The 21,284-nt window shown below is 62.0% G+C and carries 25 protein-coding genes; 11 read left to right on the top strand and 14 right to left on the bottom strand.

Features of this window, described 5'->3' with window-relative positions; translation table 11 throughout:
* Window positions 1-20: 20 nt before the first annotated feature.
* Window positions 21-326, bottom strand: coding sequence for a DUF1127 domain-containing protein (locus QA642_RS37140; RefSeq protein WP_283081329.1), 306 nt, complete (start codon window positions 324-326; stop codon window positions 21-23).
* 172 nt (window positions 327-498) lie between these two features.
* Between QA642_RS37140 and QA642_RS37135 the strand changes: the two genes are divergently transcribed.
* Window positions 499-2,049 (top strand): winged helix-turn-helix domain-containing tetratricopeptide repeat protein, encoded by a 1,551-nt coding sequence (locus QA642_RS37135; RefSeq protein WP_283081328.1) that lies wholly within the window; start codon window positions 499-501, stop codon window positions 2,047-2,049.
* Window positions 2,050-2,204: 155 nt separating this feature from the next.
* On the opposite strand, the gene QA642_RS37130 is transcribed toward QA642_RS37135, so the two are convergent.
* A complete protein-coding gene (locus QA642_RS37130) occupies window positions 2,205-3,008 on the bottom strand; it encodes a helix-turn-helix transcriptional regulator (protein ID WP_283081327.1) in 804 nt (267 codons plus the stop codon).
* Between the two features lie 97 nt (window positions 3,009-3,105).
* Between QA642_RS37130 and QA642_RS37125 the strand changes: the two genes are divergently transcribed.
* Complete coding sequence (locus QA642_RS37125) at window positions 3,106-3,675, top strand: pyridoxamine 5'-phosphate oxidase family protein (protein WP_283081326.1); 570 nt, start codon at window positions 3,106-3,108, stop codon at window positions 3,673-3,675.
* 111 nt (window positions 3,676-3,786) lie between these two features.
* Here QA642_RS37125 and QA642_RS37120 read toward each other — a convergent pair whose 3' ends face one another.
* From QA642_RS37120 to QA642_RS37105, 4 genes are all read right to left on the bottom strand, one after another.
* Entirely contained in the window at window positions 3,787-4,110 is a 324-nt protein-coding gene (locus tag QA642_RS37120; RefSeq protein WP_283081325.1) for a GcrA family cell cycle regulator, read from the bottom strand.
* 39 nt (window positions 4,111-4,149) lie between these two features.
* Window positions 4,150-4,332 (bottom strand): hypothetical protein, encoded by a 183-nt coding sequence (locus QA642_RS37115; protein WP_283081324.1) that lies wholly within the window; start codon window positions 4,330-4,332, stop codon window positions 4,150-4,152.
* 152 nt (window positions 4,333-4,484) lie between these two features.
* Complete coding sequence (locus QA642_RS37110) at window positions 4,485-4,796, bottom strand: hypothetical protein (RefSeq protein WP_283081323.1); 312 nt, start codon at window positions 4,794-4,796, stop codon at window positions 4,485-4,487.
* Window positions 4,797-4,964: 168 nt separating this feature from the next.
* Window positions 4,965-5,180, bottom strand: coding sequence for a dodecin domain-containing protein (locus QA642_RS37105; protein WP_283081322.1), 216 nt, complete (start codon window positions 5,178-5,180; stop codon window positions 4,965-4,967).
* 368 nt (window positions 5,181-5,548) lie between these two features.
* On the opposite strand from QA642_RS37105, the gene QA642_RS37100 reads away from it, so the two are divergent.
* On the top strand, window positions 5,549-6,622 hold the full coding sequence (locus QA642_RS37100) for a TauD/TfdA family dioxygenase (RefSeq protein ID WP_342733398.1): 1,074 nt from the start codon (window positions 5,549-5,551) through the stop codon (window positions 6,620-6,622).
* 69 nt (window positions 6,623-6,691) lie between these two features.
* The gene (locus QA642_RS37095) at window positions 6,692-7,333 is read left to right on the top strand and encodes a glutathione S-transferase family protein (RefSeq protein WP_283081320.1); all 642 of its coding nucleotides are present in this window, start codon (window positions 6,692-6,694) and stop codon (window positions 7,331-7,333) included.
* A gap of 85 nt (window positions 7,334-7,418) precedes the next feature.
* Here the strand turns inward: QA642_RS37095 and QA642_RS37090 are convergent, their stop codons facing one another.
* Window positions 7,419-7,808 (bottom strand): nuclear transport factor 2 family protein, encoded by a 390-nt coding sequence (locus QA642_RS37090; RefSeq protein ID WP_283081319.1) that lies wholly within the window; start codon window positions 7,806-7,808, stop codon window positions 7,419-7,421.
* Between the two features lie 695 nt (window positions 7,809-8,503).
* Here QA642_RS37090 and QA642_RS37085 point away from each other — a divergent pair.
* The 6 genes from QA642_RS37085 (at window position 8,504) to rnk (ending at window position 15,005) form a co-directional block, all read left to right on the top strand.
* Window positions 8,504-8,812, top strand: coding sequence for a hypothetical protein (locus QA642_RS37085; RefSeq protein ID WP_283081318.1), 309 nt, complete (start codon window positions 8,504-8,506; stop codon window positions 8,810-8,812).
* 301 nt (window positions 8,813-9,113) lie between these two features.
* Window positions 9,114-9,443, top strand: coding sequence for a PilZ domain-containing protein (locus QA642_RS37080; RefSeq protein ID WP_283081317.1), 330 nt, complete (start codon window positions 9,114-9,116; stop codon window positions 9,441-9,443).
* Between the two features lie 469 nt (window positions 9,444-9,912).
* Window positions 9,913-11,916 (top strand): PQQ-dependent dehydrogenase, methanol/ethanol family, encoded by a 2,004-nt coding sequence (locus tag QA642_RS37075; RefSeq protein ID WP_283081316.1) that lies wholly within the window; start codon window positions 9,913-9,915, stop codon window positions 11,914-11,916.
* Between the two features lie 539 nt (window positions 11,917-12,455).
* Window positions 12,456-13,757 (top strand): glycosyltransferase, encoded by a 1,302-nt coding sequence (locus tag QA642_RS37070; RefSeq protein ID WP_349253806.1) that lies wholly within the window; start codon window positions 12,456-12,458, stop codon window positions 13,755-13,757.
* A gap of 336 nt (window positions 13,758-14,093) precedes the next feature.
* Complete coding sequence (locus tag QA642_RS37065) at window positions 14,094-14,576, top strand: GreA/GreB family elongation factor (protein WP_283081315.1); 483 nt, start codon at window positions 14,094-14,096, stop codon at window positions 14,574-14,576.
* Window positions 14,577-14,591: 15 nt separating this feature from the next.
* A complete protein-coding gene (gene rnk / locus QA642_RS37060) occupies window positions 14,592-15,005 on the top strand; it encodes a nucleoside diphosphate kinase regulator (RefSeq protein ID WP_283081314.1) in 414 nt (137 codons plus the stop codon).
* Window positions 15,006-15,282: 277 nt separating this feature from the next.
* On the opposite strand, the gene QA642_RS37055 is transcribed toward rnk, so the two are convergent.
* The 7 genes from QA642_RS37055 to QA642_RS37025 all read right to left on the bottom strand — a co-directional run bounded on the left by QA642_RS37055 (window position 15,283) and on the right by QA642_RS37025 (window position 20,411).
* Entirely contained in the window at window positions 15,283-15,510 is a 228-nt protein-coding gene (locus tag QA642_RS37055; protein WP_283081313.1) for a DUF2158 domain-containing protein, read from the bottom strand.
* 129 nt (window positions 15,511-15,639) lie between these two features.
* Window positions 15,640-16,695, bottom strand: coding sequence for a hypothetical protein (locus tag QA642_RS37050; RefSeq protein WP_283081312.1), 1,056 nt, complete (start codon window positions 16,693-16,695; stop codon window positions 15,640-15,642).
* 468 nt (window positions 16,696-17,163) lie between these two features.
* Window positions 17,164-17,910: an HAD family hydrolase gene (locus QA642_RS37045; protein ID WP_283081311.1), complete on the bottom strand. Its 747-nt coding sequence runs from the start codon at window positions 17,908-17,910 to the stop codon at window positions 17,164-17,166.
* Complete coding sequence (gene hemF, locus QA642_RS37040) at window positions 17,901-18,788, bottom strand: oxygen-dependent coproporphyrinogen oxidase (protein ID WP_283081310.1); 888 nt, start codon at window positions 18,786-18,788, stop codon at window positions 17,901-17,903. Before hemF ends, QA642_RS37045 begins: the two co-directional genes overlap by 10 nt.
* Window positions 18,789-18,917: 129 nt before the next feature.
* A complete protein-coding gene (locus QA642_RS37035; RefSeq protein ID WP_027558127.1) occupies window positions 18,918-19,283 on the bottom strand; it encodes a 6-carboxytetrahydropterin synthase in 366 nt (121 codons plus the stop codon).
* 17 nt (window positions 19,284-19,300) lie between these two features.
* A complete protein-coding gene (queE, locus tag QA642_RS37030; protein WP_283081309.1) occupies window positions 19,301-19,933 on the bottom strand; it encodes a 7-carboxy-7-deazaguanine synthase in 633 nt (210 codons plus the stop codon).
* Window positions 19,934-19,952: 19 nt separating this feature from the next.
* Entirely contained in the window at window positions 19,953-20,411 is a 459-nt protein-coding gene (locus tag QA642_RS37025) for a tRNA (cytidine(34)-2'-O)-methyltransferase (RefSeq protein ID WP_283081308.1), read from the bottom strand.
* Between the two features lie 280 nt (window positions 20,412-20,691).
* Between QA642_RS37025 and petA the strand changes: the two genes are divergently transcribed.
* Window positions 20,692-21,222: a ubiquinol-cytochrome c reductase iron-sulfur subunit gene (petA, locus tag QA642_RS37020; RefSeq protein WP_283081307.1), complete on the top strand. Its 531-nt coding sequence runs from the start codon at window positions 20,692-20,694 to the stop codon at window positions 21,220-21,222.
* The last annotated feature ends 62 nt before the right edge of the window (window positions 21,223-21,284 follow it).

The raw sequence follows: 21,284 nt of genomic DNA, 5'->3' as shown, positions 1-21,284 counted from the left end.
CGGAAGTCGCCCTCAGGCGTCTATGACCCGGCGTAGACGCTGGCAGGTCCAATCTGGCCGTCCACCGTCGGCAGCTGTCGCAGCCATTCGCCGGACCGGATGCCTCGCGGGTCGGTATCCCGGTGCGAGGCGACGTAGTCGATCTCGCCGCGCGTCATGCCAATATCCATCAGTTCTCCGTCGCTCAGGTCGGACAAGGCGGCGGTCAATTTTCGCCGTTGGCGGCCTTCCTGAAGGGCGTTCCAACATCTCCAGATGAAGCTGAAGACATGCCGGCTCGATACGGATGTCCGTTCCAGCCACGTGGTGCCGAGCTCTGCGGTCATCGCGATCTCTCCCAGGAGAGGGTTTTTCCACCTGCAGGAGAGTGCCGTAAGATCGGCAGGCACTCTTGACCGGCCGCTTACATTTTCCTTACCGCTAGCTTAATCTTGCGGGGTCCGGCGAAGCCCAGGCGTTCCCCGATCATGGGCGTTCTCATCCGACGGGATTCGCATCTTGCGCTATCTCTTTGAGGAGTACGTGTTCGACACCGACCGGCGCGAGCTGCATCGCGGGGAAGACGTCGTTGCCGTCACGCCGCAGGTTTTCGATCTGCTCGACTATCTGATCCGCAACAGGGAGCGCGTCGTCAGCAAGGACGACCTCATCAATCATATTTGGAATGGGCGCAGCGTTTCGGATGCAGCACTGACAACCCGGCTGAATGCCGCCCGAAGCGCAATCCGCGATTCCGGCGAGGAACAGCGCCTGATCAGGACGTTGCCGCGCAAGGGATTCCGTTTCGTCGGACAAGTGCGTGAGGCGCGAGAAGCCGACGGTCGAGACGCGGGCGATGCGTCCGCGGGCGCTCCCGCGCTCCCGGACAAGCCTTCTATCGCCGTATTGCCGTTCCTGAACATGAGTGACGATCCCGAGCAGGAGTATTTCGCGGACGGAATGGTCGAGGAGATCACCACGGCGCTCTCACGATTCAGATCGCTGTTCGTCATCGCACGCAATTCGAGCTTCACCTTCAAAGGGAAGGCTGTCGATATCAAAGAGGTCGGACGGAGGCTCGGCGTGCACTACGTCCTTGAGGGCTCCGTACGCAAAGCGCTCGGGAAAGTTCGCATCACGAGCCAATTGGTTGACGCTGTGACGGGCGCGCACATCTGGGCGGACAGTTTCGAGCGTGATCTGACGGACGTTTTCGCGCTCCAGGATGAGGTAACCGCCGCCGTCGTTTCGGCCATTCAGCCCAAATTGTTTCAAGCGAGGATTGTATTGGCAACGCGGCAGAGACCGGAAAATCTGACCGCCTATGATCTCTATCTCCGGGCCGTCCAGCACTTCCGCTCGATGACCCGCGAGGGGCTACTCGAAGCCATAACGCTTGCAGGTCATGCTTTGCAACTCGATCCTAGCTTCGGCCTTGCTGCGGCACTTGCGGCCGACTGCTACCTGATCAGAGTCGCTTGGGGCTTTGCTGCCGACCCTCTGTTCGAGCGCAAGGAAGCGGTTCGACTTGTTCGCTTGGCGCTGAGCGTTGATGACAACGACCCCAATACGTTGGCATGGGCTGCCGTGATCTCGTCATTCGTGGATGGCGTCAGTGAGAATGAAATCGAGATGGCGAATCGTGCGGTCGCGCTCAACCCCTATTCATTCCATACGCTGAGCTGCAAGGGCCATGTCTGTCGATTTGCGGGCCGGCCCGAGGAGGCGATCCGGAGCTTTGAACATGCCATGCGCATGAACCCGTTGGATCCGGCGCGACACGTCATTCTCGCGGGGATAGGAATGGCGTTGATCGAGCTTGGCCGCTTTGACGAGGCCATCGCGGCGGGCAATAAAGCCCGGCGTCAAAACCCGTCCTATTCGTCGGCCTACCGCTGTCTTGCGTCCGCTTTCGCTCATGTCGGACGCAAGACCGAAGCCCGTGACGCGGCCGCGCGTGTTCTCGAAACCGATCCCGCCTTCACGATATCGACGTGGATCGCGCGGGGCGGGCAGTCACATGCGAAGCTGTTGATTGAGGGCCTTCGGAAAGCGGGATTGCCCGAATGAATTTTGCTCGCGGGGGGTGATCGAAGCGCCCTTGCTGCGACAGCCACCAATTGGCCCAGAGCTGACGCGTCGCGGCTATTCCCCGCGGGACGGCGTGTGACATTGAGCGACCGCTTCACCCCCTCGTTCCAACAGCGGCGGGTTCGGATGATCCGTCACCGCTCGCGCATAGCCGGTGTAGCGAGCAGCATCGTCAGCCGATAATCGGGCCAGCCCGCGAGCGACAGCGACACCTGCTGATAGTGCAGCAGCCCCATGGTCGGATGATCGAACGCACGTTCGCCGCCTTCGCGCGCCAAAACGCCCTGGGTCTCCCAGCATTGTGCGAAGTCGGAGCTTGCAATTCTCAGTTCGTCGACGAGCCGGCGGATCTCCGGATCGTCGGAGTAGCCCGTCACTGCTGCGCGGAATTCTGCGACGACGCGATGCACGCGCGAGGTCCAGTCGAGGATGAGAGTCCGGGCCTCGGGCCTGAGGAAGATGTAGCGCAGCAGGTTCTTCTCGCCGTCGGCATCGAGCCAGCCCGCGAACAGGCGGGAGGCTTTCGCGTTCCAGCGCCGCGCGCCCCAGCTGCGATCGAGGATGTAGGCGGGACCATCGATCGCATCGACGCAGGCCAGCACGTCCTCGGGCGGATCATCCCTGCTGTCCGGCCGCTCGGGATCGCGCTTGCCGGCAACTTCGAACAGGTAGCTGCGTTCGGCGCGCGACAGGCGCAATCCGCGGGCGAGGCGCGCGAGTGTCGAGGCAGAGACCGACACGTCGCGCCCCTGCTCGATCCAGGTGTACCAGGTGGCGCTCAATCCGCAGAGCTGGGCGACCTCCTCGCGCCGCAGGCCCGGCGTCCGCCGTCGTGGTCCTGTGGCGAGACCGAATTCCGCCGGAGACTGGCGCTCCCGCAGCGCCCGCAGGAACGCGCTGAGCGAGAGCGCTGGAGCGATGGGGTCTTGTCGTTTCATGGTGGTCTTTATACCAGTATAACATGTGTTCTTAAACCGGTACCCAGGACGAGCTATTTTTGTCTCGACTTCTTCACTGCGCAAAGGATGACCGGGCATGGGCAAGCAATTCGCTGGGATCGAGCCGGAGCACAGGGCTTTCATCGAGCGACAAAAAATCTTCTTCGTCGCCAGCGCCCCGCCGAAAGGACGCATCAACGTCTCGCCCAAGGGCCTGTCCTCATTCCGGGTGCTTGGAGCGACCGACGTCGCCTACCTCGATTGCACCGGCAGCGGCAGCGAGACCCGCGCGCATCTGATGGCCTCGGATGACAAGCGGCTCACCATCATGTTTTGCGCCTTCGAGGGGCCTCCGATGATCCTGCGGCTCTATGGCCAGGGCCGATCGCTGATGCGCGGCACGCCGGAGTACGCCGATCTCGTTCCGAACTTCGAGGAAGTTGCCGGCGCCCGCCAGATCGTGCGTCTCTCGGTCGACCTCGTGCAGACCTCGTGCGGCATGGGCGTGCCACTGTTCGACTACAAGCAGGAGCGCGGCAGCCTCGTGCGCTATTGGACGGCGCAGGGCCTCGACAATTTGCGAAAATACTGGCGTCTGAAGAATATGAAGAGCATCGACGGCCTGCCGACGGATTTCGCACCTGACAGCATGGCCCCGCCAGGCTGACGGGCAAGGTTGCGTTTCATGCGGGGAGCGGGACGAAGAGACGAAGCAGGACGCTTGGACGTAGCTGGGCCCGGCACCTTAAGGGAGCGCGACGACGGTCGTGGCCAGCTCCTAGCCAGTGTTTCTGACCGCCTCAGCTAGAATGGCGTAAAGCTGCTGCTTGCTGAATTCCTTGGGCTCCCGCCGGTCGGCTGTGTTCCGCGACACCTTCTTTGCGACTCGATTGGTGCAGGCTGCCGATGACATCAGCTTCGGGGGCGGCCTTATCTTGGGCCTTGCTGTAGGCGGCTTGCGGCCGCGCTTCAGGCCATGACGGGTCAGCATGCCGCAGACCGCGTTACGACTGCACCCGAGACGGCGCGCAATCTCCGCCGCGCTGTGTCCTGCGGACCAGAGCCTCTTGAGAAGCGCTATGTCTTTCGCGTCCCAGCCCATGGGAGACATTATAAAGCCAACCGGCGAACATGCGCTAGTCTAGTCTTCGTCCGGCTCGCGCACGACCGCCGGTTCGTCAGAGTCATCTTCCTCTTCGTCGTCTTCGTCTTCGTCCTCGTCGTCTTCGTCGGGATCTCTTGGCGGCATCGCGGTGCCCATAAGCACGAGCGATGTCCAGCCGATCGCTGAGGTGCAAAGGGCTTCGGTGGTGTGTTGCTTCATGTTGTTGCTACTCCTCGAAAGGAACGCGCAGTCGCGCGTTCCTGGTTGACGACATGCAGATGCTCAGGGGCGGCGCGATCGCCGCAAACGCGACGGGGGTCCGGTTGGCCGCATCGGCAGCGGAGGCACCCGCCAGGCAACTGGTGACGTGGCTACCTTGTGCCCGAGGACCCGTCAGGCTCCATGTTCACCAAAACCTCGCCGGCGAAGATTTCGGGAACTCCAAGGTCGAGGTCAGGTAGACTTGCTTGAACAAACGCCAGTATCTTGGCGTTCGCTGCGTTGGCGCTTTCGCGGTCCTCAAGGATCATCACGGCGATACCCACGCCGTCGCCCGCATCCACCACATGGTAAGATCTGAATCCGGGCGATTGCCTCAGGATCTCGCCGACGCCGCTCTTGGCGCGGCGGGCAGCGTCCGCCACCGAACGGACCTTGGTGTACTTGCGAATGACCATGTACATGAGGTCACCACGCGTTACACGCCCCCACGCATCAAAGCATATCGGTCGCGGTCAGACTAGGGCCTACTTCCGAGATGGCTCACACCGCGCTGTTCGGCGGACCGCGCAGCGCGCGCCTCGTTCCGATGAGCCATCCTCGCCCCGCAAGCGGGGCGAGGTGCTTCAGGCTCAGGTGCCCTCGAATTTGAACGATACGTTGAGCTTGGCGCGATAGGCCTCAACTTTTCCCTTCTCATCCAGTTGCATATCGAGCTTGACGACCTCCGCGACGCGAAGGTCTCGGAGCGATTTTGCAGCTTGCTCGACCGCATTGGCGGCCGCCTTCTCCCACGAGTCGCTGCTGGTACCGACCAGTTCTATGACTTTGTAGACGCTATCGGGCATGTCGTCCTCCTGTCCGGTCTAACCCAGGAAATCTAGCATCAGGCTCTCGAGGCCGATACCGCGCCCGGAGCCTCGAAAGCGACAAGCTGCATCTGGCCGAGGGCTCCGAAATGAGCTGCCGGACCAGGGCCATCATGTCAGCTGATGGCGGGTAGACGGAAAAAACGTCCAGTTGGCTGTCGCTTTTCAATCTGACCCGGATCGCGGTACGATCCAGTTCAACCGCCGACAAAATATCGTCTCTCCACGAGAGTGCGCGTCGCGAGGCAGTGCATTTGGCCTGGCCAAGTTGCCAGCAAGCGGTCGGCACACTACGGTCGATGGTCCGACGTCTTTTCTGACGGCCAATCTTCCCAGGAGCCAACGACATGAATGTGGTCTCGATGCCCAGCGGGATCAATCGCCCTCCGGGGAAGATCGACATCCCGTCGGCCTGGCTCGGCGCCGCGATGGAGGCCAATCCTGATCGATGGTTGATATCGCTTGGCGCCAGCGAGATCGCGGAGCTCGAGAGCGCGGCTGAATCCTATCTTGGCCGGACCACGAAAATCGCCGACATCACCAAGGAGAGCTTTCCGCTTCCCCGCTTCGGTGCGCACCTGGAACAGCTCAAGACGAAGCTGCTGGCTGGCCTGGGTTTCGAAGTCATCCGCGGCTTGCCTGTGGCAAAATACAGCCAGGCGTTTGCCGCGACGATCTTTTGCGGGGTAGGCGCGCATCTCGGATCGGCGCGGTCGCAGAATGCAGCAGGTCACATTCTCGGTCACGTCCGTGACATCGGCGCCGATGCGAGGGACCCGAATACCCGCATCTATCAAACGTCGGAACGACAAACATTCCACACGGACTCGTCCGACGTTGTTGGCCTGTTATGCATTCGCGAGGCGATGGAGGGAGGAGACTCTCTCCTTGTCAGTACGTCGACCATCTACAACGAGATGTTCGACAGGCGTCCCGACCTCGCCGCCCTCTTGTTCGATCCCATCGCGACGGACCGGCGCGGCGAGGTGCCGGAGAACGAAAAGCCATATCTCGAAATCCCGGTGCTGAATTGGCATGCAGGGTTCCTGACCGGCTTCTATCAGCGCCAGTACATCGATAGTGCGCAGCGCTTTCCCGACGCGCCAAGACTGACGCCAGCTCACGTCGAGGCGCTCGATCTGTTCGATGCACTCGCAAATGACCCCGCGCTGCATTTTGGCATGCGGCTTCAGCCGGGTGACATGCAGTTTGTCTACAATCATGCCTTGTTGCACGATCGGACCGGGTTCCGCGATTGGCCCGATGCAAGCCAGAAGCGTCATCTGTTGCGCCTTTGGCTCAGCATGGAAGGCGACCGCCCGCTGCCCGATTGCTTCAAGCAGCGCTATGGTTCGATCGAGATCGGCAACCGTGGTGGCATTATCACCAAAGGCACCAGCCTGAACGTTCCATTGGATTGACGTTCGAGGCGTCCGGCGAAGTCCGTTATTGCGCTGCCATGTCTAGCCCAAATCCAGGAACGCTCAACCATGCTCACCGTCTATGGCGAAGGTCGTGGCTTCCGTGTCGTCTGGCTGCTCGAGGAACTGGGGTTGGCTTATCGGCTGCGCCCGGTCGACCTGCTGGCAGCCGAGATTGATCGCGATTTCCTTGCGATCAACCCCGCCGGCTTCATTCCCGCACTGCGGGACGGCGAGACGATCATGGTCGAATCGATCGCGATTCTCCAGTACCTGCTCGCCCGCCACGGCTCAGCTTCGCTTGCCGTCGCCCCGGACGATCCCGCCTTCGCTTCCTATCTGCAATTTCTCCACTTGGGCGAGGCCGGGCTCGCCGGGCCGATGAACGCCGTCCTTGTCGGTCGCCAACTGGCGCCCGAAGCCGAGCGAAATGCCCGGGTTACCTGCTGGGCATTCGAGACCTTCGAGAGCCGGCTGGGGTTGGTTATCCGCCGCCTCGCGGATTGCCCCTATCTCGCCGGTGACCGATTCACTGCTGCCGATATCTCGGTCAGCTACGCCCTCCTGCTCGGCCTGCGAACTGGCAACTACGTCCCCGGTTCGACCGAGCGGGACTATCTCGCCCGCACGACGGCACAGCCTGCCTACGCCCGAGCGATGGAAAGCTGCCAGGCCACCAAGGCCTGGGCGGCGAGATCGCCGGGATTGTAGTGCTCGCTTCAATCCGGCTGCGGCTCCGCGCTTGCCGCGTCTACGGCGTCGATCAATATTGAAGCGAGTTCTTAAGCGCGAGCGATCAAGACCAGAATCGATCCTCCCGCTGCTCATCGCCTTGATACTCGCGAAAGTCGGTCGCCTTTCCGTTCTTCATCCGCCAGACGTGGATCTCCGGAAACGAAGCGGACAGCCCGTTTCGTTCTGCCTTCACGGTAACCAAGGCCACAACGAGATCGTCTTCAGCTAGCACATTGTGCACATCGATGCTGAATGCGCCTCCCGAAAGCTCCATCGTGCGTCGAAAGAAGCCTCCAACCTGGTCATGGCCGATATAGTCGCCTGATAGCGGACTATGACCGGGAACGTGCCACGTGATGCCCGCTTCGAAAGCCGCGAATACCGAAGGAATGTTTCCTACCGCAAAGTCTTCGTAGGCCTTGCGGACGATCACCGAATTCGAATCGTCCATTGTTGTCTCCTAAAAGGGTTAGCACCCCTATGGGACTACTCGTGGTCACGGTGCCGTATGAAGCCAGAATTATAGCAGGCAATGGGTCGCCTCGAAATGTCTCCCCTTGGCCCCAAGGTGAACACCACGAGAGCCGTCGCGACGTCTGCTGTCTGAGGGAAGCCGGACGCCGCCCCACGGATAGGCTGACGCCCGCTTTTGACCCTGACCAGTCATTAGCGCCGCTTGCTGTTAATCTTCGGAACCCCTGGCCAGCACCGGCCTTATGCACGACGTAGTTCGTGGCCCCGAATGCACCCCGGCCCGTGCCATCGGCATGGCAAACCCCGCCTGGGGAGCACACCTAGTGCGTAGATAAGTTCTTACTTTTTGATTAAATTGTACGGAAGGCCTTTCCGCAGACGGTGCTCGCGAAACCCTTGCCGTCCCTGTGAGTTTCTGAGTTCAGCAAGAGGAGGCCCCGGACATGAAAAAAGCAGTCATGGCGTTCACGACCGCTGCAACTATCGGTGTCGCGGCCTTGGCTCCATCGCCAGCCCATGCGTGGCGAGGGGGTTGGGGAGGCTGGGGTCCCGGTCTCGCTGGCGGACTCATTGCTGGCGCGGTGATCGGTGGCATAGCGTCGAGCGCCTACGCGTACGGCCCCGGTTACGGTTACTATGGCGGGCCGGGGTACGGGTACTATGGCGGCGGATATGGCCCTGCTTATTACGGCGGGTACGCTCCGGCGTATCAAAGCTACGGCTATGCTCCCGCATATTACGGCGGCGGATATGGCGGCTATTATGGTCCCCGGTACCGGCGTGTTGTTCGTCCCGTATATCGTCCCGCATTCGGGTTGTATGGTTTTCCCGACTTCTGATGGCAAGAGCTTCAGCGCCACGCGCGAACTGCATTCGCAGGTCGCCAAGCTTGAGCGCGCGTTGTCAGCGCTGCAAGTGACGCTGGCCACCGAGCGCGCGAAGGCAATCGACTTACCAAATCCGTTGACCCGCGTGAATTGACCGGCATGTCGGCCTTTCAGGGTTTAAGCAGAAATCTTGCGCTCGATCATAGTATTGCGGCTCATGACCCGTCGCAGCCACCCTCTGGGACCCCCACGTCAAGCGCACGAGTTAACCATCGACTTCGATCCAATTTTAATAAGACAACAGGACTGCTTGTTATGTGGGCCGGACAAATCAACGTTGCAGATGTTGCCGTTTTCCGGACGTCGGCGGGACCGGGAAGCTGACTCATGGAGCGCGATCGCAATCGCTGCGGTCGTTCGATGGGAAGTAGCCTTCTCACCCGGAGCATCTCGCCATGATGATCGAACGTCGAGCAATGGAGCGCATACCGATCAACCGGGCCGCGCGGCTGTCATTTGATGGAATTCGTGGGACGCCCCCATGCGTGGTGCGCGATATAAACGCCCTGGGGGCCTGTATCTCCACGCCGTACTACATATTTGCGAATGAGTTTGTGCTGTCGTTCGAAGGCCATTCCGGAATTTTCATCTGCCGCATCGTGTGGAGAAAGGCGACGCTTTGCGGCGTTTGCTTTCTCCTGCGTCGTCGCCCGCCGAAATTGGCGAACGATTCTGGCGAACCCGCAAACGTGGTGCGACTTGTTCGCCAGATCGTGTGCCGTTAGGACGGGCCTGGCTTGGATCGGCGCCCCCTTCTTGCGTGCTGACATGCTCTGGCGCAAGCGCTTTGATCGCTTGAGTTCGGCGACCTGAAACGTGTTGCCGCCATGAGCTTGCTTGCAGATATCGGTCGCCTTTGTCCGGCGCAGGACGCTTTCTTACAACTGCAACCGGCAATCTCGGGGCTGAAATGCTTCAGTAGCACCGTCGAGCCAGGCTCGTTGCTTCATATCAACGGAAGCGGGCGCGTGCATGCGCACGCATGGTGGTCTCGAAGTGCGCGGAGGAAGGTGAGGCATGGAACGATCCAACGCAGAGTGCCAATGGCCTGAAGAAATCTCGGGCGACCGGTTCAGGATTCAGATTGCCTTCCGTGAGATCAGTGTCTTTTTTGCGCTTTTGAGTCTTTCCCTTCCTTCCAGTGCATGGGCGCAGACCGGGACCAGCGCAAAACCGGACAGCATCAAGGCGGATATGGCGAGAGTCGACGGCGACTTCATCAAGGCAAACACGAAGACATCCTGGGATTGGCCGACCGTCGGCCTCGACTACGCCGAAACGCGGTTCAGCAAGCTCAATCAGATCAACACCGACAACGTCGGGAATCTTGGGCTGGTCTGGAGCTACAATCTTGACTCATCGCGCGGGATCGAGGCCACGCCCCTGGTCGTCGACGGCATCATGTATCAGTCGGCGCCCTGGAACGTGGTCCACGCCATCGACGCGCGGACCGGGATAAAGATCTGGTCGTTCGATCCAGGCGTCGACCGGTCGAAGACCTATCGGGGCTGCTGCGACGCCGTCAGCCGTGGTCTCGCCCTCTACAAGGGCAAGGTCTTCGAGGCCGCCTATGACGGACGCCTGATCGCGCTCGATGCCGCCACCGGGGCCAAGCTCTGGGAAACGGACACGCTGATCGATCACGCGCATTCCTACACGATCACCGGCGCGCCGCGTGTCTTCAAGGGCAAGGTCGTGATCGGCCAGAGCGGCGCCGAGTATGGCGTGCGCGGCTATGTCACGGCGTATGACAGCGAGACGGGCAATCAACTCTGGCGCTGGTTCACCGTGCCCGGGGATCCGTCCAAGCCATTCGAGGATGCCTCGATGGAAGCCGCGGCGAAGACCTGGGATCCCGCCGGCAAATATTGGGTGAACGGGGGTGGTGGCGCGCCATGGGACTCGATCACGTTCGATCCCGATCTGAACATGGTCTATGTCGGCACCGGCAACGGCGGTCCCTGGAATCGCAAGCTTCGTAGTCCGTCGGGCGGCGACAATCTTTATCTCGCCTCCATCGTCGCACTCGACGCCGACACCGGCCGGTACATCTGGCACTATCAGGAGACGCCCGGCGACAATTGGGATTACACGTCGACCCAGCCGATGATTCTGGCGGACATCGAGATCGACGGCGTTCCGCGCAAGGTGATCCTGCACGCGCCGAAGAACGGCTTCTTCTTCGTCATCGATCGCACCAACGGCAAGTTCATCTCGGCGAAGAACTTCGTCGATGTGAATTGGGCGACGGGATACGACGCCAACGGACGGCCCGTTGAGCTGCCGGCTGCGCGCGACGCAGATCAATACGAGTCCATTCCGGGACCGGACGGCGCGCACAACTGGCAGCCGATGTCGTTCAATCCGCAGACCGGTCTCGTCTACCTTCCGGCGCAGCACATCCCGGTCAATCTGACGCCGGAAAAGTCGTTTGTTCAGAATGCCGCCACGCCAGGCAAGCTCGGCTCCATCATGGGCGGGAATATCGGCTTCGTCTTCAATCCGTCTCCGAAGTCGGCCCCGTTCGGGCGTCTGCTCGCCTGGGATCCCGTGCATCAAAAGGAAGTCTGGCGCGTCGAGCACGCCTCGCCGTGGAACGGCGGCACGCTGACCACCGCCGGCAACCTGGTTTTCCAGGGCACGGCGGATGGCCGCTTCGTCGCCTACGACGCGGCAAAAGGCACCAAGCTGTGGGAAATCCCGACCGGGACCGGCGCGATCGCGGCTGCCGCAACCTACATGGTCGATGACAGGCAATACATCTCGATCGCGGTCGGCTGGGGCGGCTCCTACGGCCTCACGCATCGTGCGACCGAGTACCAGAACCCGGGAACGATCTACACATACGCGCTCGGCGGCACCGCGAAGCTGCCGGCGTTCGTCAAATATCAGACCGAAGGTCTGTTGCAGGGCGTGAAGTACGACCCGAACGATATCAAGGAAGGCGCGGAGATCTATGTCACGGCGGCCTGTGTCGCCTGCCACGGTGTGCCCGGCGTCGGCCGCGGCGGCAACATCGTCAATCTCGGTTATGTCGGCACTGAGACGATCAACAATCTGAGGAATATCGTCTTCCACGGCCCGTTCCGCGAGCAGGGCATGCCTGATTTCAGCGGCAAGCTGAGGGAAGGGGACATCACGAAACTCCAGGCCTTCATCCAGGGAACTGTCGACTCCATCAGATTGAAGAGCAGGTGATGTGCCGACGGGCGCTGCAGGAAGACGTGCCGAAAGTCATGTCTGGTTACAATCGTGCCCCACGGAACTTGCCTCGTCGTTCGAAGTCCGGACAAAAACGGGTGTCGTCGCGCAATCGCATATGAACATTCCCGAGGTCGTCATGCCCGGGCTTGTCCCGGGCATCCACGTTCTTTGTGCGACTGGGCAAGGCGTGGATGGCCGGGACAAGCCCGGCCATGACGCCGTGGAAGCCTCAGTGCCCGTTGCGCCATATGGATAGCCCTGGCTTTCTAGGGCGGCCCCTTATCCAAGCCGTCGTGCGGTGAGTTGCGATCTTGGATCGCGGTTGATGATGACGGCGTGATGCGCAAGATAGCTCACGGCCACTGCGCGACCCGTCCATGACCTCAACTGTCCGCTTTGCGCCCACAAGCGGCCGTCGTCTCCTTACAGCTGTAACCATCTCGATCTGAAGAGAGATCGTTCAGTAGTGCACGCCTCTTCATTCTTGGCGGCAGCTACGCGGACACGCGCGGCCAAGTGATGGAGAAGGTTCGATGATGTCGTATGATTTCCTGCTGGCGTCGTGGGGGACTCTCGGGAATTTGAGTCCGATGCTGACCGCGGCGCGGCGGCTGCGCCAAAATGGTCATCATGTCCGGGTGATGGCGGATCCGGCGATGCGCCGTGAGGTCGAGGCCTCCGGCTTTGCATTCGTCACATGGCGTCGCGCTCCGACCGGAACGGCTGCGGATCCGGTCGATGTCTCGGACATACAGGACTTCTTACGCCGGGCCGTATTTGATCCGGCCGCGCTCTATGCTGCCGATATAAGGGATGAGATCAGCCGCGCGCCGACGGATGCAGTTCTCGTGCTTGACGTGCTCTTTGGTGGCGCGCTCGGGGCAGAGGCAGCCGATGTGCCTTTCGCTCTGCTGTCCCCTCACGTCAGCCTTCGGCCTTTGCCGGGAATGCCGCCCGCCACCAGCGGATTGACCCAGCCAAAGACGCCAGGAGAGCGCGCCGAGGTCGACGCCGCCAACGCCAGGCAGGCCGAAACGATCAATGCGTTTCTGCCTGCTCTCAACCGCGCGCGTGCTGATCTCGATCTTCCTCCGCTGGCGGATGTCTTCGATCTGTTCGATCGCGCTGACCGGCTTTTGCTTGCGACCAGCCAGGCGTTCGACTTTCAAGCTGACGCGCTGCCCGGCAATTTTCGCTATGTCGGACCGCTGCTCGATGTCCCGAACTGGTCCAGATCCCTGCAGACGGAGGCATGGCGGGCGCCATGGTCGGTTCGATCGGGTCGTCCTCGCGCGCTGATCGCATGCAGCACGGGCGCGCAGGGCCAGCGCGACACGTTTCAGCGCATTATCGACGCGATGGAGACAGTCGACATCGACGCCCTTGCAACGGCCGGTCCCAATCTGGACGTCGCCGATCTCAGGGCTCCGAAGAATGTGCATTTGACCCGGGGCGCTCCCCACGACCTGGTCATGAAGGATGTGTCCGTGGTGATTTCGCAAGGCGGTCACGGAACGACCACGCGTTCACTCATCAACGGATTGCCGCAACTCATTCTGCCAATGGGACGGGACCAGGCCGCCAACGCCGCGCGCATCGAGGCGAAGGGGGCAGGGCTTCAATTGCCGCCGACCGCCTCGGAAGCGGACATTGCCGCGGCGGTGAACCGGTTGATTGCAGAGCCGCGATTCAGGATGGCAGCCGGTCTCCTCGGCGAAGCCATGAAGGCCGATATCGATCGGTCCAGCCTCGTCGACGAGATGGAGGCGATCGCCGCCATTGGCCGTGCAGCGAGACAGCAACCGAGGAAGCCGCCGTTTCGCAAATCTGCCTGACAGTCCGGAAGTGCGCTGGCTTATGACCCCGTGGCAGACATTGATCAGACCCTCATCACGCACGTTTCGAAAAGCGATGGACGGGGTGCTGACGCTGCGCGGAACAGGCGTGCGCGCTTTCGTCGCGATGCAGGCCCGGGCGGAAGATCCTATGTTGGTAATGACATGATCCACGCCCTCGACATCGATCCGCGCATTGCGCGGCGTTGCCTGCGTGCCGGACGGCTCCAAGCAGGAGTCTAGCCGGGCGGCAATTGATGCCGTCCGGATACCCCTTCCTTCATAGACCAGATTTGGAGTGGCTTTCTCATGGGAAGCCAAACAAGGAAGCATGTCATGGGCATTCCCTCTATCCCCGAGGTCACTCTTTCGGCTTCCGAGCATCGCCGCTTGGAACGGCTCGCGTGCTTGGGCGCAGCTCAAGGCGACGTGGATGCACGTTTTCTGTTGAGTGAGATCCAGCGCGCGGAAATCGTCCCTGATCGCGCGGCTCGGTTGGACAGCATTGTCACCATGGGATCCTGGGTGACGTTCTGGGTCAACTGGGGTCTCCTTTGTGAGACGAAGCAGCTTGTGTATCCCGAAGACTATGCGTCCGAACGCACCCAAATTCCCGTGATGTCGCCGTTGGGTGCAGCATTGGTGGGGCTGAAGGTCGGAAGCGAAATCCCCTTCTTGGCCGCGGGGCGCACGAATGTGGTCAGGATCGAGAGCGTCAGTCGAACCGATCCGAATGACGTTGTCAGGGTTCTGTTTGGCGGTCCGATGCAGGGACAGAAGCGCTTTGATGACGATGATCCGGGCCCATCGGCTGCTTAGGAAAGGAGAGACAAGATGAGCAAGACCAACGGCAGGAGCAAGCCTGACATCGCATTGCCGCCCCTCACGGTGATCGAGGATGAGGCCAGGCGTCTGAATGCGCTGGCGAGCTCGAGCGCGACATTCTTCCCGCGTGTGGCCCATTTCCTTGCACAGGAGATGGAGCGTGCAAGAGTAGTGGTGGACCATTCCGAGCTTCGGGGGGTGGTCCGCATGGGCTCGCAGGTCCGGTTCTGCGATGACAGGACCGGTGAGGTCCGGGACGTGGTGTTGGTGTATCCGCACGAAGCAGACATCACCCTCAAACGGGTTTCGGTTCTTACGCCGGTCGGCGCTGCATTGATTGGCCTATCGGTTGGCCAAACGATCGAATTTCAGACGCCGGGCCACGACAAGCGGTCCTTGACGGTGCTTGGTGTGTCCAATTGAAGGAGGCCCGAGATGCGGGATGTTTCAACCAAACAGGCCGCATTAGCAGTCATCGGAGCCACGTTTGTTTTGGCCGCCATAGCCTATCTGGCGACCTTCTTCACGGCTTGACGGTCCAACCCCCGACGTAACCGGTTCGGTGATCGATCCCGCGGTCGCGCCGAACCGGCGGCCATCCAGCAATGTCCGCTATTGCACCGTTCTTGACAGCGAAGCGGACATCAGGAGCGTCGGAGCGGAAGACTCCGGCCTAACGAGGATGCGGTCCTAGGTGCGCCTACTCCTCATCTTCGTCCTCGTCGTCTTCTTCCTCGTCTTCGTCGTCCTCTTCCTCGTCGGGGTCTTCTTCCACCTGCACGAGCGTGGCCAGCGGCAGCGTCTCGCGGAACAGGTCGCCTTCCATGCCCATCCAGATGCAGAGCACGTCGTCTTCTTTCACTTCCGCGACGGTCAGCGGCTGGCCGCCGGATTTCAGCATCACGACATCGCCGGCTTTCAAGTCCATGGATTTTCCTTTCGAGTTGATCGACTCGGCGGGGAGGCTAGCAGGCGGTCATGACAGGGCGATCACCGACGGCCGGGTTCAGCCGGTGATGCGAACGCCTCCGGGCCGCCCAGAGATTCCGGTGCGATATCAACGCCTGGTGACGATGATCGGCGTTGTTTTGATCGGCGTGCAGGAATCGTTGAAGAGGCCCACCACGGACGTCACGATCGGGATACGGCAGGCAAAGCTGTCCGGACGATAGCTCTCCCGGATGCCGTCCATGTCGAAGGTCGCAAGGTTCATGAAGGCATTGAGCCGCTTGGCCTGAAGGTCGATCGCCAATTGGATATTGTCCCGATCGACCGACGGTGACCCCTCGCTCGCGGCGGCCTTCACCTCGGGTCGCGAGGCCCAGTGGCGCACCGGCGCCAACCTCTCGTGCAGATTGCGCAGACAGTAGTGCATCACCAGCACCTGGTGCTTGGCGCTATACCAGTGAATCGTGACGGACTCGCTCGAGCCGGCCTTCTCGCGGTTCTTGGGACAGATGTCGACGTAGGAATAAGCCGGGTCCCAATTATGCCGGGCATCGATCGTGCACGCATTCTCCGTAGACGCGCGCGGGGCGGCGGCCGTGCTGCCGTTCGCGGGCAAGAATTGCGGCAAGTTGTGGTCGCAATCGAAGTCATAAGCGCGAAGCAGGGTCTGGTCGAGCGGGTCGCTGGTCGGCTCGGTTTGTTCGGTCGGGTCGCGCCTGAAATTCGTCGCCCAATCGATGTACATCTGGGCGTTCCGCGCCATCAGCTCGCCGGTTTCGAACAGGGCGAGCTGGGTATCTTCGTAGACCTTCAGAATCTCCTGGGCGCTTTTGACGGCAAGAGCCTGCTCGTCGGCGTCGGCGCGATCGTCGAGCGCGGTCGCGTAGTCGGAGAACAGCTGCTGTTGCAGCGCCTGCACCTGGGAAAACTTCGTCGAGATCTCGTCGAACGTCTTCGCCGCAGCTTGCATGTTTTCCTTGGCCTGCGCGCTCACCTTGTCCTGATAGGAGCTCAGATACTGGAAGGATCCGACAAACAGGCTGCTCAGCACCGTGACGACCGAGAGACCTTTGACGAGGGTGAACCCGCGATCGAACTTGGCGAGCCAACCCAGCGGTCCCGCGGCGGGAGGTTGCGTCTGCGCTGCGTCCTTCTCCTGCTCCATGATCGCCTCCAACTCACTCCACGCCCAATGGCGCAAAAATACCGCAATTCCGGATTGCGAACTGTGAGGCAATTCACTTCAAGTGGGGCAGGGAAGCTGTCGGATGTCGGGAGGCGGTGGTTCGCTAGAGCAATCGCTTTGAAGATTTACGAGGTCGCATGCCCGGGCTTGTCCCGGGCATCCACGTTGTTTGTGCCACAGGCAAGACCGTGGATGGCCGGGACAAGCCCGGCCATGACGCGGTGGATGTTTTGGTGCGCCCAACGCTCTCCTCATATGCAATAGCCCCGCCAAGCTGGCATGTGCAGCTCACGCGGCCGGCCATCGCAGACAGCGCGACGGTGACATGATGCCCCTGTTTTGCCCGACGTGTCAACGACTGTTCGGAAAATCAGTAAGCCTTTGAATTTGCAGCGCCCGTCTACTGTGCATGGGGTTGTTTTCGATTTCTTTGGTCTCGTGCCCCGATCACCGCCGGTCCGGCACGAGCTCCGTCAGCGAGCGGATGATGCGGTCGGGCCTGACAGTCGAGCCTGCGGGCAGGCCGTCGCCATGCACGTCGATCCAGATCGCATAGATGCCGAGCCGCTGCGGCGTCACGACTTCCCATTCCAGATTGTCGCCGATCATCCAGGTGTCCTTCGCGCTGACGCCGAGCGCTTCCATCGCGTGCAGATAGGCGCGCTCCTCGGGCTTGCCGAAACCGTGCTCGCCCTCGATCTGGATGTGGTGGAAGCGGTGCGCGAGCTCGAAGCGCTCGACCTTGGCGCGCTGGGTATCGGCGGCACCGTTGGTCACCAGCGCGAGCTTGACGCCGAGCGCCTTCAATTGGTCGATCGCCTCATGCGCGCCGGGGAAGACGAACATCTCCTCCTCGCGATAGGCGGTGAAGCGGTCGGCGATGCGGATGGCGAGATCGTCGGGGAGGGTGCGGTGGCCGGCGGCGGCGAGCGCGGCGAAGCCGCCCTTGACGGTGATGTGTCGCGCCTCGCCAAGCTTGAGCCGCCATGAGGCGTCCGCATTGGCCCAGAAGCTTCGCGCGAAGGCCAGCACCGCGGTTGCGACCTCCCGCGGCGGCAGCGGCGCGAGCTCTGCGGCGAATTCATGGGCGATGGTGTTCCAGGCGATCTCGGGCCGGCCATAGGCCGACAGGATGGTGTCGTCCATGTCGATCAGCATCGCGCGCGGCAGCGGCCTCAATGGGCTCATGGCCATTTCACCTCCGGTGGCAGCGACGACAGGATGGAGTCCACATTGCCGCCGGTCTTGAGCCCGAAGATGGTGCCGCGGTCGTAGAGCAGGTTGAACTCGACATAGCGGCCGCGCCGGACCAGTTGTTCCTCGCGATCAACCGCCGTCCAGCTTGTCGCGAAATTGCGCCTGACGATCTCAGGGTAGATCTTCAGGAAGGTGCGGCCGACATCCTGGGTGAAGGCGAGGTCGGCGTCCCAGTCGCCGCTGTCATGCCAGTCGTAGAAGATGCCTCCGACGCCGCGCGCCTCTTTCCGGTGCGGCAGGTAGAAATACTCGTCGCACCACTTCTTGTACTTGTCGTAGTCGGCAACGCCGTTCGGCTGGTCGCACGCCTCTTTCATCGCGGCATGGAAGGCGAGCGTGTCGGCGTCGTCCTGCGTGCGCCGGCGATCCAGTACGGGCGTCAGATCGGCCCCGCCGCCGAACCAGGCCTTTGTGGTGACGACGAAGCGCGTGTTCATGTGCACGGCTGGCACATGCGGATTGCGCATGTGCGCGATCAGCGAGATGCCGGAGGCCCAGAATTTCGGGTCGTCCGCCGCGCCCGGGATCTGCGCGCGAAACTCGGGCGCGAATTCGCCGTGCACGGTCGAGCAATGCACGCCAACCTTCTCGAACAGGCGCCCATGCAACATCGACATCACGCCGCCGCCGCCGGCCGCGCCAGAGTGGTCGGTGCGCTGCCAGGGCGTGCGCGCGAAGCGGCCGGCTTCGCCCGGATAGAGGCTTTGCGGCGCCTCGTCCTCGAGGCGCTCGAAGCTTGCGCAGATGTCATCGCGCAAGGCTTCGAACCAGGCGCGGGCGCGGCTCTTGCGGTCTTCGATTGTCGATGCGTCCATATTCAATTCCCGAACAAACCTGCCGTAGGGTGGGCAAAGGCGCCCTTGCGCCGTGCCCACCATCTTTCACCGTCGTCTTGATTGGTGGGCACGCTCCGCTTTGCCCACCCTGCGAGACCGAGATCGTGACTATTCCTGCGGACCGTAATAGGTGCAGCTCTCGTTGCAACTGTCGCGGTGGATGCTGACGCGGGTCAGCTTGCCGATATGCGCCAGCCGCTCCCAGACGAAGCGCGAGAGGTTTTCCAGCGTCGGCGTGCCCAGCGCCTCGATCTTGTTGAGGTACTTGTGGTCGAGCGTCAGCCGGACGTCCTCGATGGCGCGCTGGACAAGGCCGAGATCGACCACCATGCCGGTCTTGGGATCGGGCGTGCCGCGCAGCGTCACCTCGGCGCGGAAGGAGTGGCCATGGATCTCCTCGCTCGCCGCGCCGAACGTCGTGCCCGATAGTGAATGCGCCGCCTCGAAGCGGAACGATTTCGTCAATTCCCACATCTGTCCGAAAACCAATCCTATCTGATGCCGAGCGACTTATGCGTCTGCACGCTCAGCCGCCATTGCGGATGGCGCAGGCAATAGTCGATCGCGCGCGCGGTGTTCTCCGTGACCTCCGGGCCGTCCATCGGCTGGAGCGAGAAGCGCTCGAAGGCAAGGCTCTCGAAGGTCTCGGGGGCGGCGAGGGCTTGCGGATAGACCAGCTTCAGCTCATGGCCGCGCGTCTGCACGAGCTCGCTGCCGCCCTTGGGGCTGACGCAGATCCAGTCGAGGCCGTCAGGCGCTGCAATCGTGCCGTTGGTCTCGACGCCGATCTCGAAGCCGCGCGCATGGAGCGCATCGATCAGGTCGGCATCGACCTGGAGCAGCGGCTCGCCGCCGGTCAGCACCACGTAGCGGTTGCCCGCGCTCGCGGTCCACTGCGCGGCGATGGTGTCGGCGAGGTCCGCGGCGGAAGCGTAACGGCCGCCGAGCGTGCCGTCGGTGCCGACGAAATCCGTGTCACAGAACTTGCACACGGCGTCCGTGCGGTCAGCCTCGCGGCCGCTCCAGAGGTTGCAGCCGGCAAAACGGCAGAACACCGACGCGCGCCCGGCATGGGCGCCTTCGCCTTGCAGGGTCAGGAAGATCTCCTTGACCGCGTAACTCACGCTTCTCTCCTCAATGGTCTCAAACTTGCGGGTTCCGGAGTTGCCGCAGCGCCTCGCCTGCGGCCATCGCCGCGGTCATGGCGACATTGAGCGACCGCAGGCCCGGATTGATCGGGATCACCAGCCGCGCGTCCGCGGCCTCGACCACCGCGTCGGTGACCCCGGCGCTCTCGCGTCCGAATAGCAGGATGTCCGCCGTCTGGTAACGGAAATCGCGGTAGTCGGTGGCACCCTTGGTGGTGAACAGCAGCAGGCGGTAGCCCTGTGCCGCGCGCCACTCCTCGAACGTCAGCCAGGAGCTGTGTCTGACGATGCTGACATGGTCAAGATAATCCATTCCCGCCCGGCGGAAATGCCGGTCGGAGACCGGGAACCCTGCCGGCTCGATGATGTGGGCGGCCAGCCCGAAGCAGGCGCAGAGCCTGAGAATCGTGCCGGTGTTCTGGGGGATGTCGGGTTGGAAAAGCGCTATCTGCATGGCTTGGCGTCGGGTTGGGCCGGGACCGAATTGTCTCAATAAAACATCGCTGGCGCGGGAATTCGTGCATTGCACGCTCCCGCGCCGTTAGCGGGCTTGCGCTCGCCCGGCAAGGGTGCCAATAGAACGATTCTGGACTGCTGTTTTCGCCCTTGTTTTGGTGGGGACAAGTGAAAGTTCTGCCGCCGCGGGGGGCCGCGGGCGCCGGCAGGCTGTTCTGGGGACCTTGGGGGCTCCCGGAGCGGTTCCGCCGGCAGCAAAAGAAGAAAGGGTTGGAATCGTGACGACAGCGTCTTCGGCGGACCATCCGACACGCCGTGATTTCTTATTCGTTGCAACGGGGGCAGCTGCAGCAGTAGGGGGCGCAGCCGCGCTCTGGCCCTTCATCTCCCAAATGAATCCCGATGCGTCGACCATCGCCGCCGGTGCGCCGATCGAGGTCGATCTCAGCCCGGTCGCCGAGGGGCAGGACATCAAGGTGTTCTGGCGCGGCAAGCCGATCTACATCAGCCACCGCACCAAGAAGCAGATCGAAGAGGCGCGCGCCGTCAACGTGGCGAGCCTGCCCGATCCGCAGACCGACGAGGCCCGCGTCAAGTCCGGCCATGAGCAGTGGCTGGTCGTGATCGGCATCTGCACCCATCTCGGCTGCATCCCGATCGCCCATGAGGGCAATTACGACGGGTTCTTCTGCCCCTGCCATGGTTCGCAGTACGACTCGTCCGGCCGCATCCGCCAGGGGCCCGCGCCCGCGAACCTGGCCGTGCCGCCGTACCAGTTCGTTTCCGACACCAAAATCCAGATCGGCTGAGCTTCGGACCTGCGTCCGAAGCTTCGCGCCGTCTCGTCGTTATATTTCCTCAGGATCGCATC

This window comes from Bradyrhizobium sp. CB2312, from assembly GCF_029714425.1.
Classification (GTDB): domain Bacteria; phylum Pseudomonadota; class Alphaproteobacteria; order Rhizobiales; family Xanthobacteraceae; genus Bradyrhizobium.
The sequence above is the reverse complement of the archived record's forward strand: the minus strand, read 5'-3'. Positions and strand labels throughout refer to the sequence as shown.

Bases quoted from the DNA above. Each gene is read 5' to 3' on its own strand.
- QA642_RS37075 (WP_283081316.1), top strand. From the start codon at position 9,913: ATGGCGAGAGTCGACGGCGACTTCATCAAGGCAAACACGAAGACATCC.
- QA642_RS37105 (WP_283081322.1), bottom strand. From the start codon at position 5,180: ATGCCCGATAGCGTCTACAAAGTCATAGAACTGGTCGGTACCAGCAGC.
- QA642_RS37065 (WP_283081315.1), top strand. From the start codon at position 14,094: ATGGGCATTCCCTCTATCCCCGAGGTCACTCTTTCGGCTTCCGAGCAT.
- QA642_RS37045 (WP_283081311.1), bottom strand. From the start codon at position 17,910: ATGGCCATGAGCCCATTGAGGCCGCTGCCGCGCGCGATGCTGATCGAC.
- rnk (WP_283081314.1), top strand. From the start codon at position 14,592: ATGAGCAAGACCAACGGCAGGAGCAAGCCTGACATCGCATTGCCGCCC.
- QA642_RS37025 (WP_283081308.1), bottom strand. From the start codon at position 20,411: ATGCAGATAGCGCTTTTCCAACCCGACATCCCCCAGAACACCGGCACG.
- QA642_RS37140 (WP_283081329.1), bottom strand. From the start codon at position 326: ATGACCGCAGAGCTCGGCACCACGTGGCTGGAACGGACATCCGTATCG.
- QA642_RS37070 (WP_349253806.1), top strand. From the start codon at position 12,456: ATGATGTCGTATGATTTCCTGCTGGCGTCGTGGGGGACTCTCGGGAAT.
- QA642_RS37085 (WP_283081318.1), top strand. From the start codon at position 8,504: ATGGCCCTGCTTATTACGGCGGGTACGCTCCGGCGTATCAAAGCTACG.
- QA642_RS37035 (WP_027558127.1), bottom strand. From the start codon at position 19,283: ATGTGGGAATTGACGAAATCGTTCCGCTTCGAGGCGGCGCATTCACTA.
- QA642_RS37050 (WP_283081312.1), bottom strand. From the start codon at position 16,695: ATGGAGCAGGAGAAGGACGCAGCGCAGACGCAACCTCCCGCCGCGGGA.
- QA642_RS37095 (WP_283081320.1), top strand. From the start codon at position 6,692: ATGCTCACCGTCTATGGCGAAGGTCGTGGCTTCCGTGTCGTCTGGCTG.
- QA642_RS37115 (WP_283081324.1), bottom strand. From the start codon at position 4,332: ATGAAGCAACACACCACCGAAGCCCTTTGCACCTCAGCGATCGGCTGG.
- QA642_RS37110 (WP_283081323.1), bottom strand. From the start codon at position 4,796: ATGTACATGGTCATTCGCAAGTACACCAAGGTCCGTTCGGTGGCGGAC.
- QA642_RS37125 (WP_283081326.1), top strand. From the start codon at position 3,106: ATGGGCAAGCAATTCGCTGGGATCGAGCCGGAGCACAGGGCTTTCATC.
- QA642_RS37100 (WP_342733398.1), top strand. From the start codon at position 5,549: ATGAATGTGGTCTCGATGCCCAGCGGGATCAATCGCCCTCCGGGGAAG.
- QA642_RS37080 (WP_283081317.1), top strand. From the start codon at position 9,114: ATGATGATCGAACGTCGAGCAATGGAGCGCATACCGATCAACCGGGCC.
- QA642_RS37120 (WP_283081325.1), bottom strand. From the start codon at position 4,110: ATGGGCTGGGACGCGAAAGACATAGCGCTTCTCAAGAGGCTCTGGTCC.
- QA642_RS37055 (WP_283081313.1), bottom strand. From the start codon at position 15,510: ATGGACTTGAAAGCCGGCGATGTCGTGATGCTGAAATCCGGCGGCCAG.
- QA642_RS37130 (WP_283081327.1), bottom strand. From the start codon at position 3,008: ATGAAACGACAAGACCCCATCGCTCCAGCGCTCTCGCTCAGCGCGTTC.
- hemF (WP_283081310.1), bottom strand. From the start codon at position 18,788: ATGGACGCATCGACAATCGAAGACCGCAAGAGCCGCGCCCGCGCCTGG.
- QA642_RS37090 (WP_283081319.1), bottom strand. From the start codon at position 7,808: ATGGACGATTCGAATTCGGTGATCGTCCGCAAGGCCTACGAAGACTTT.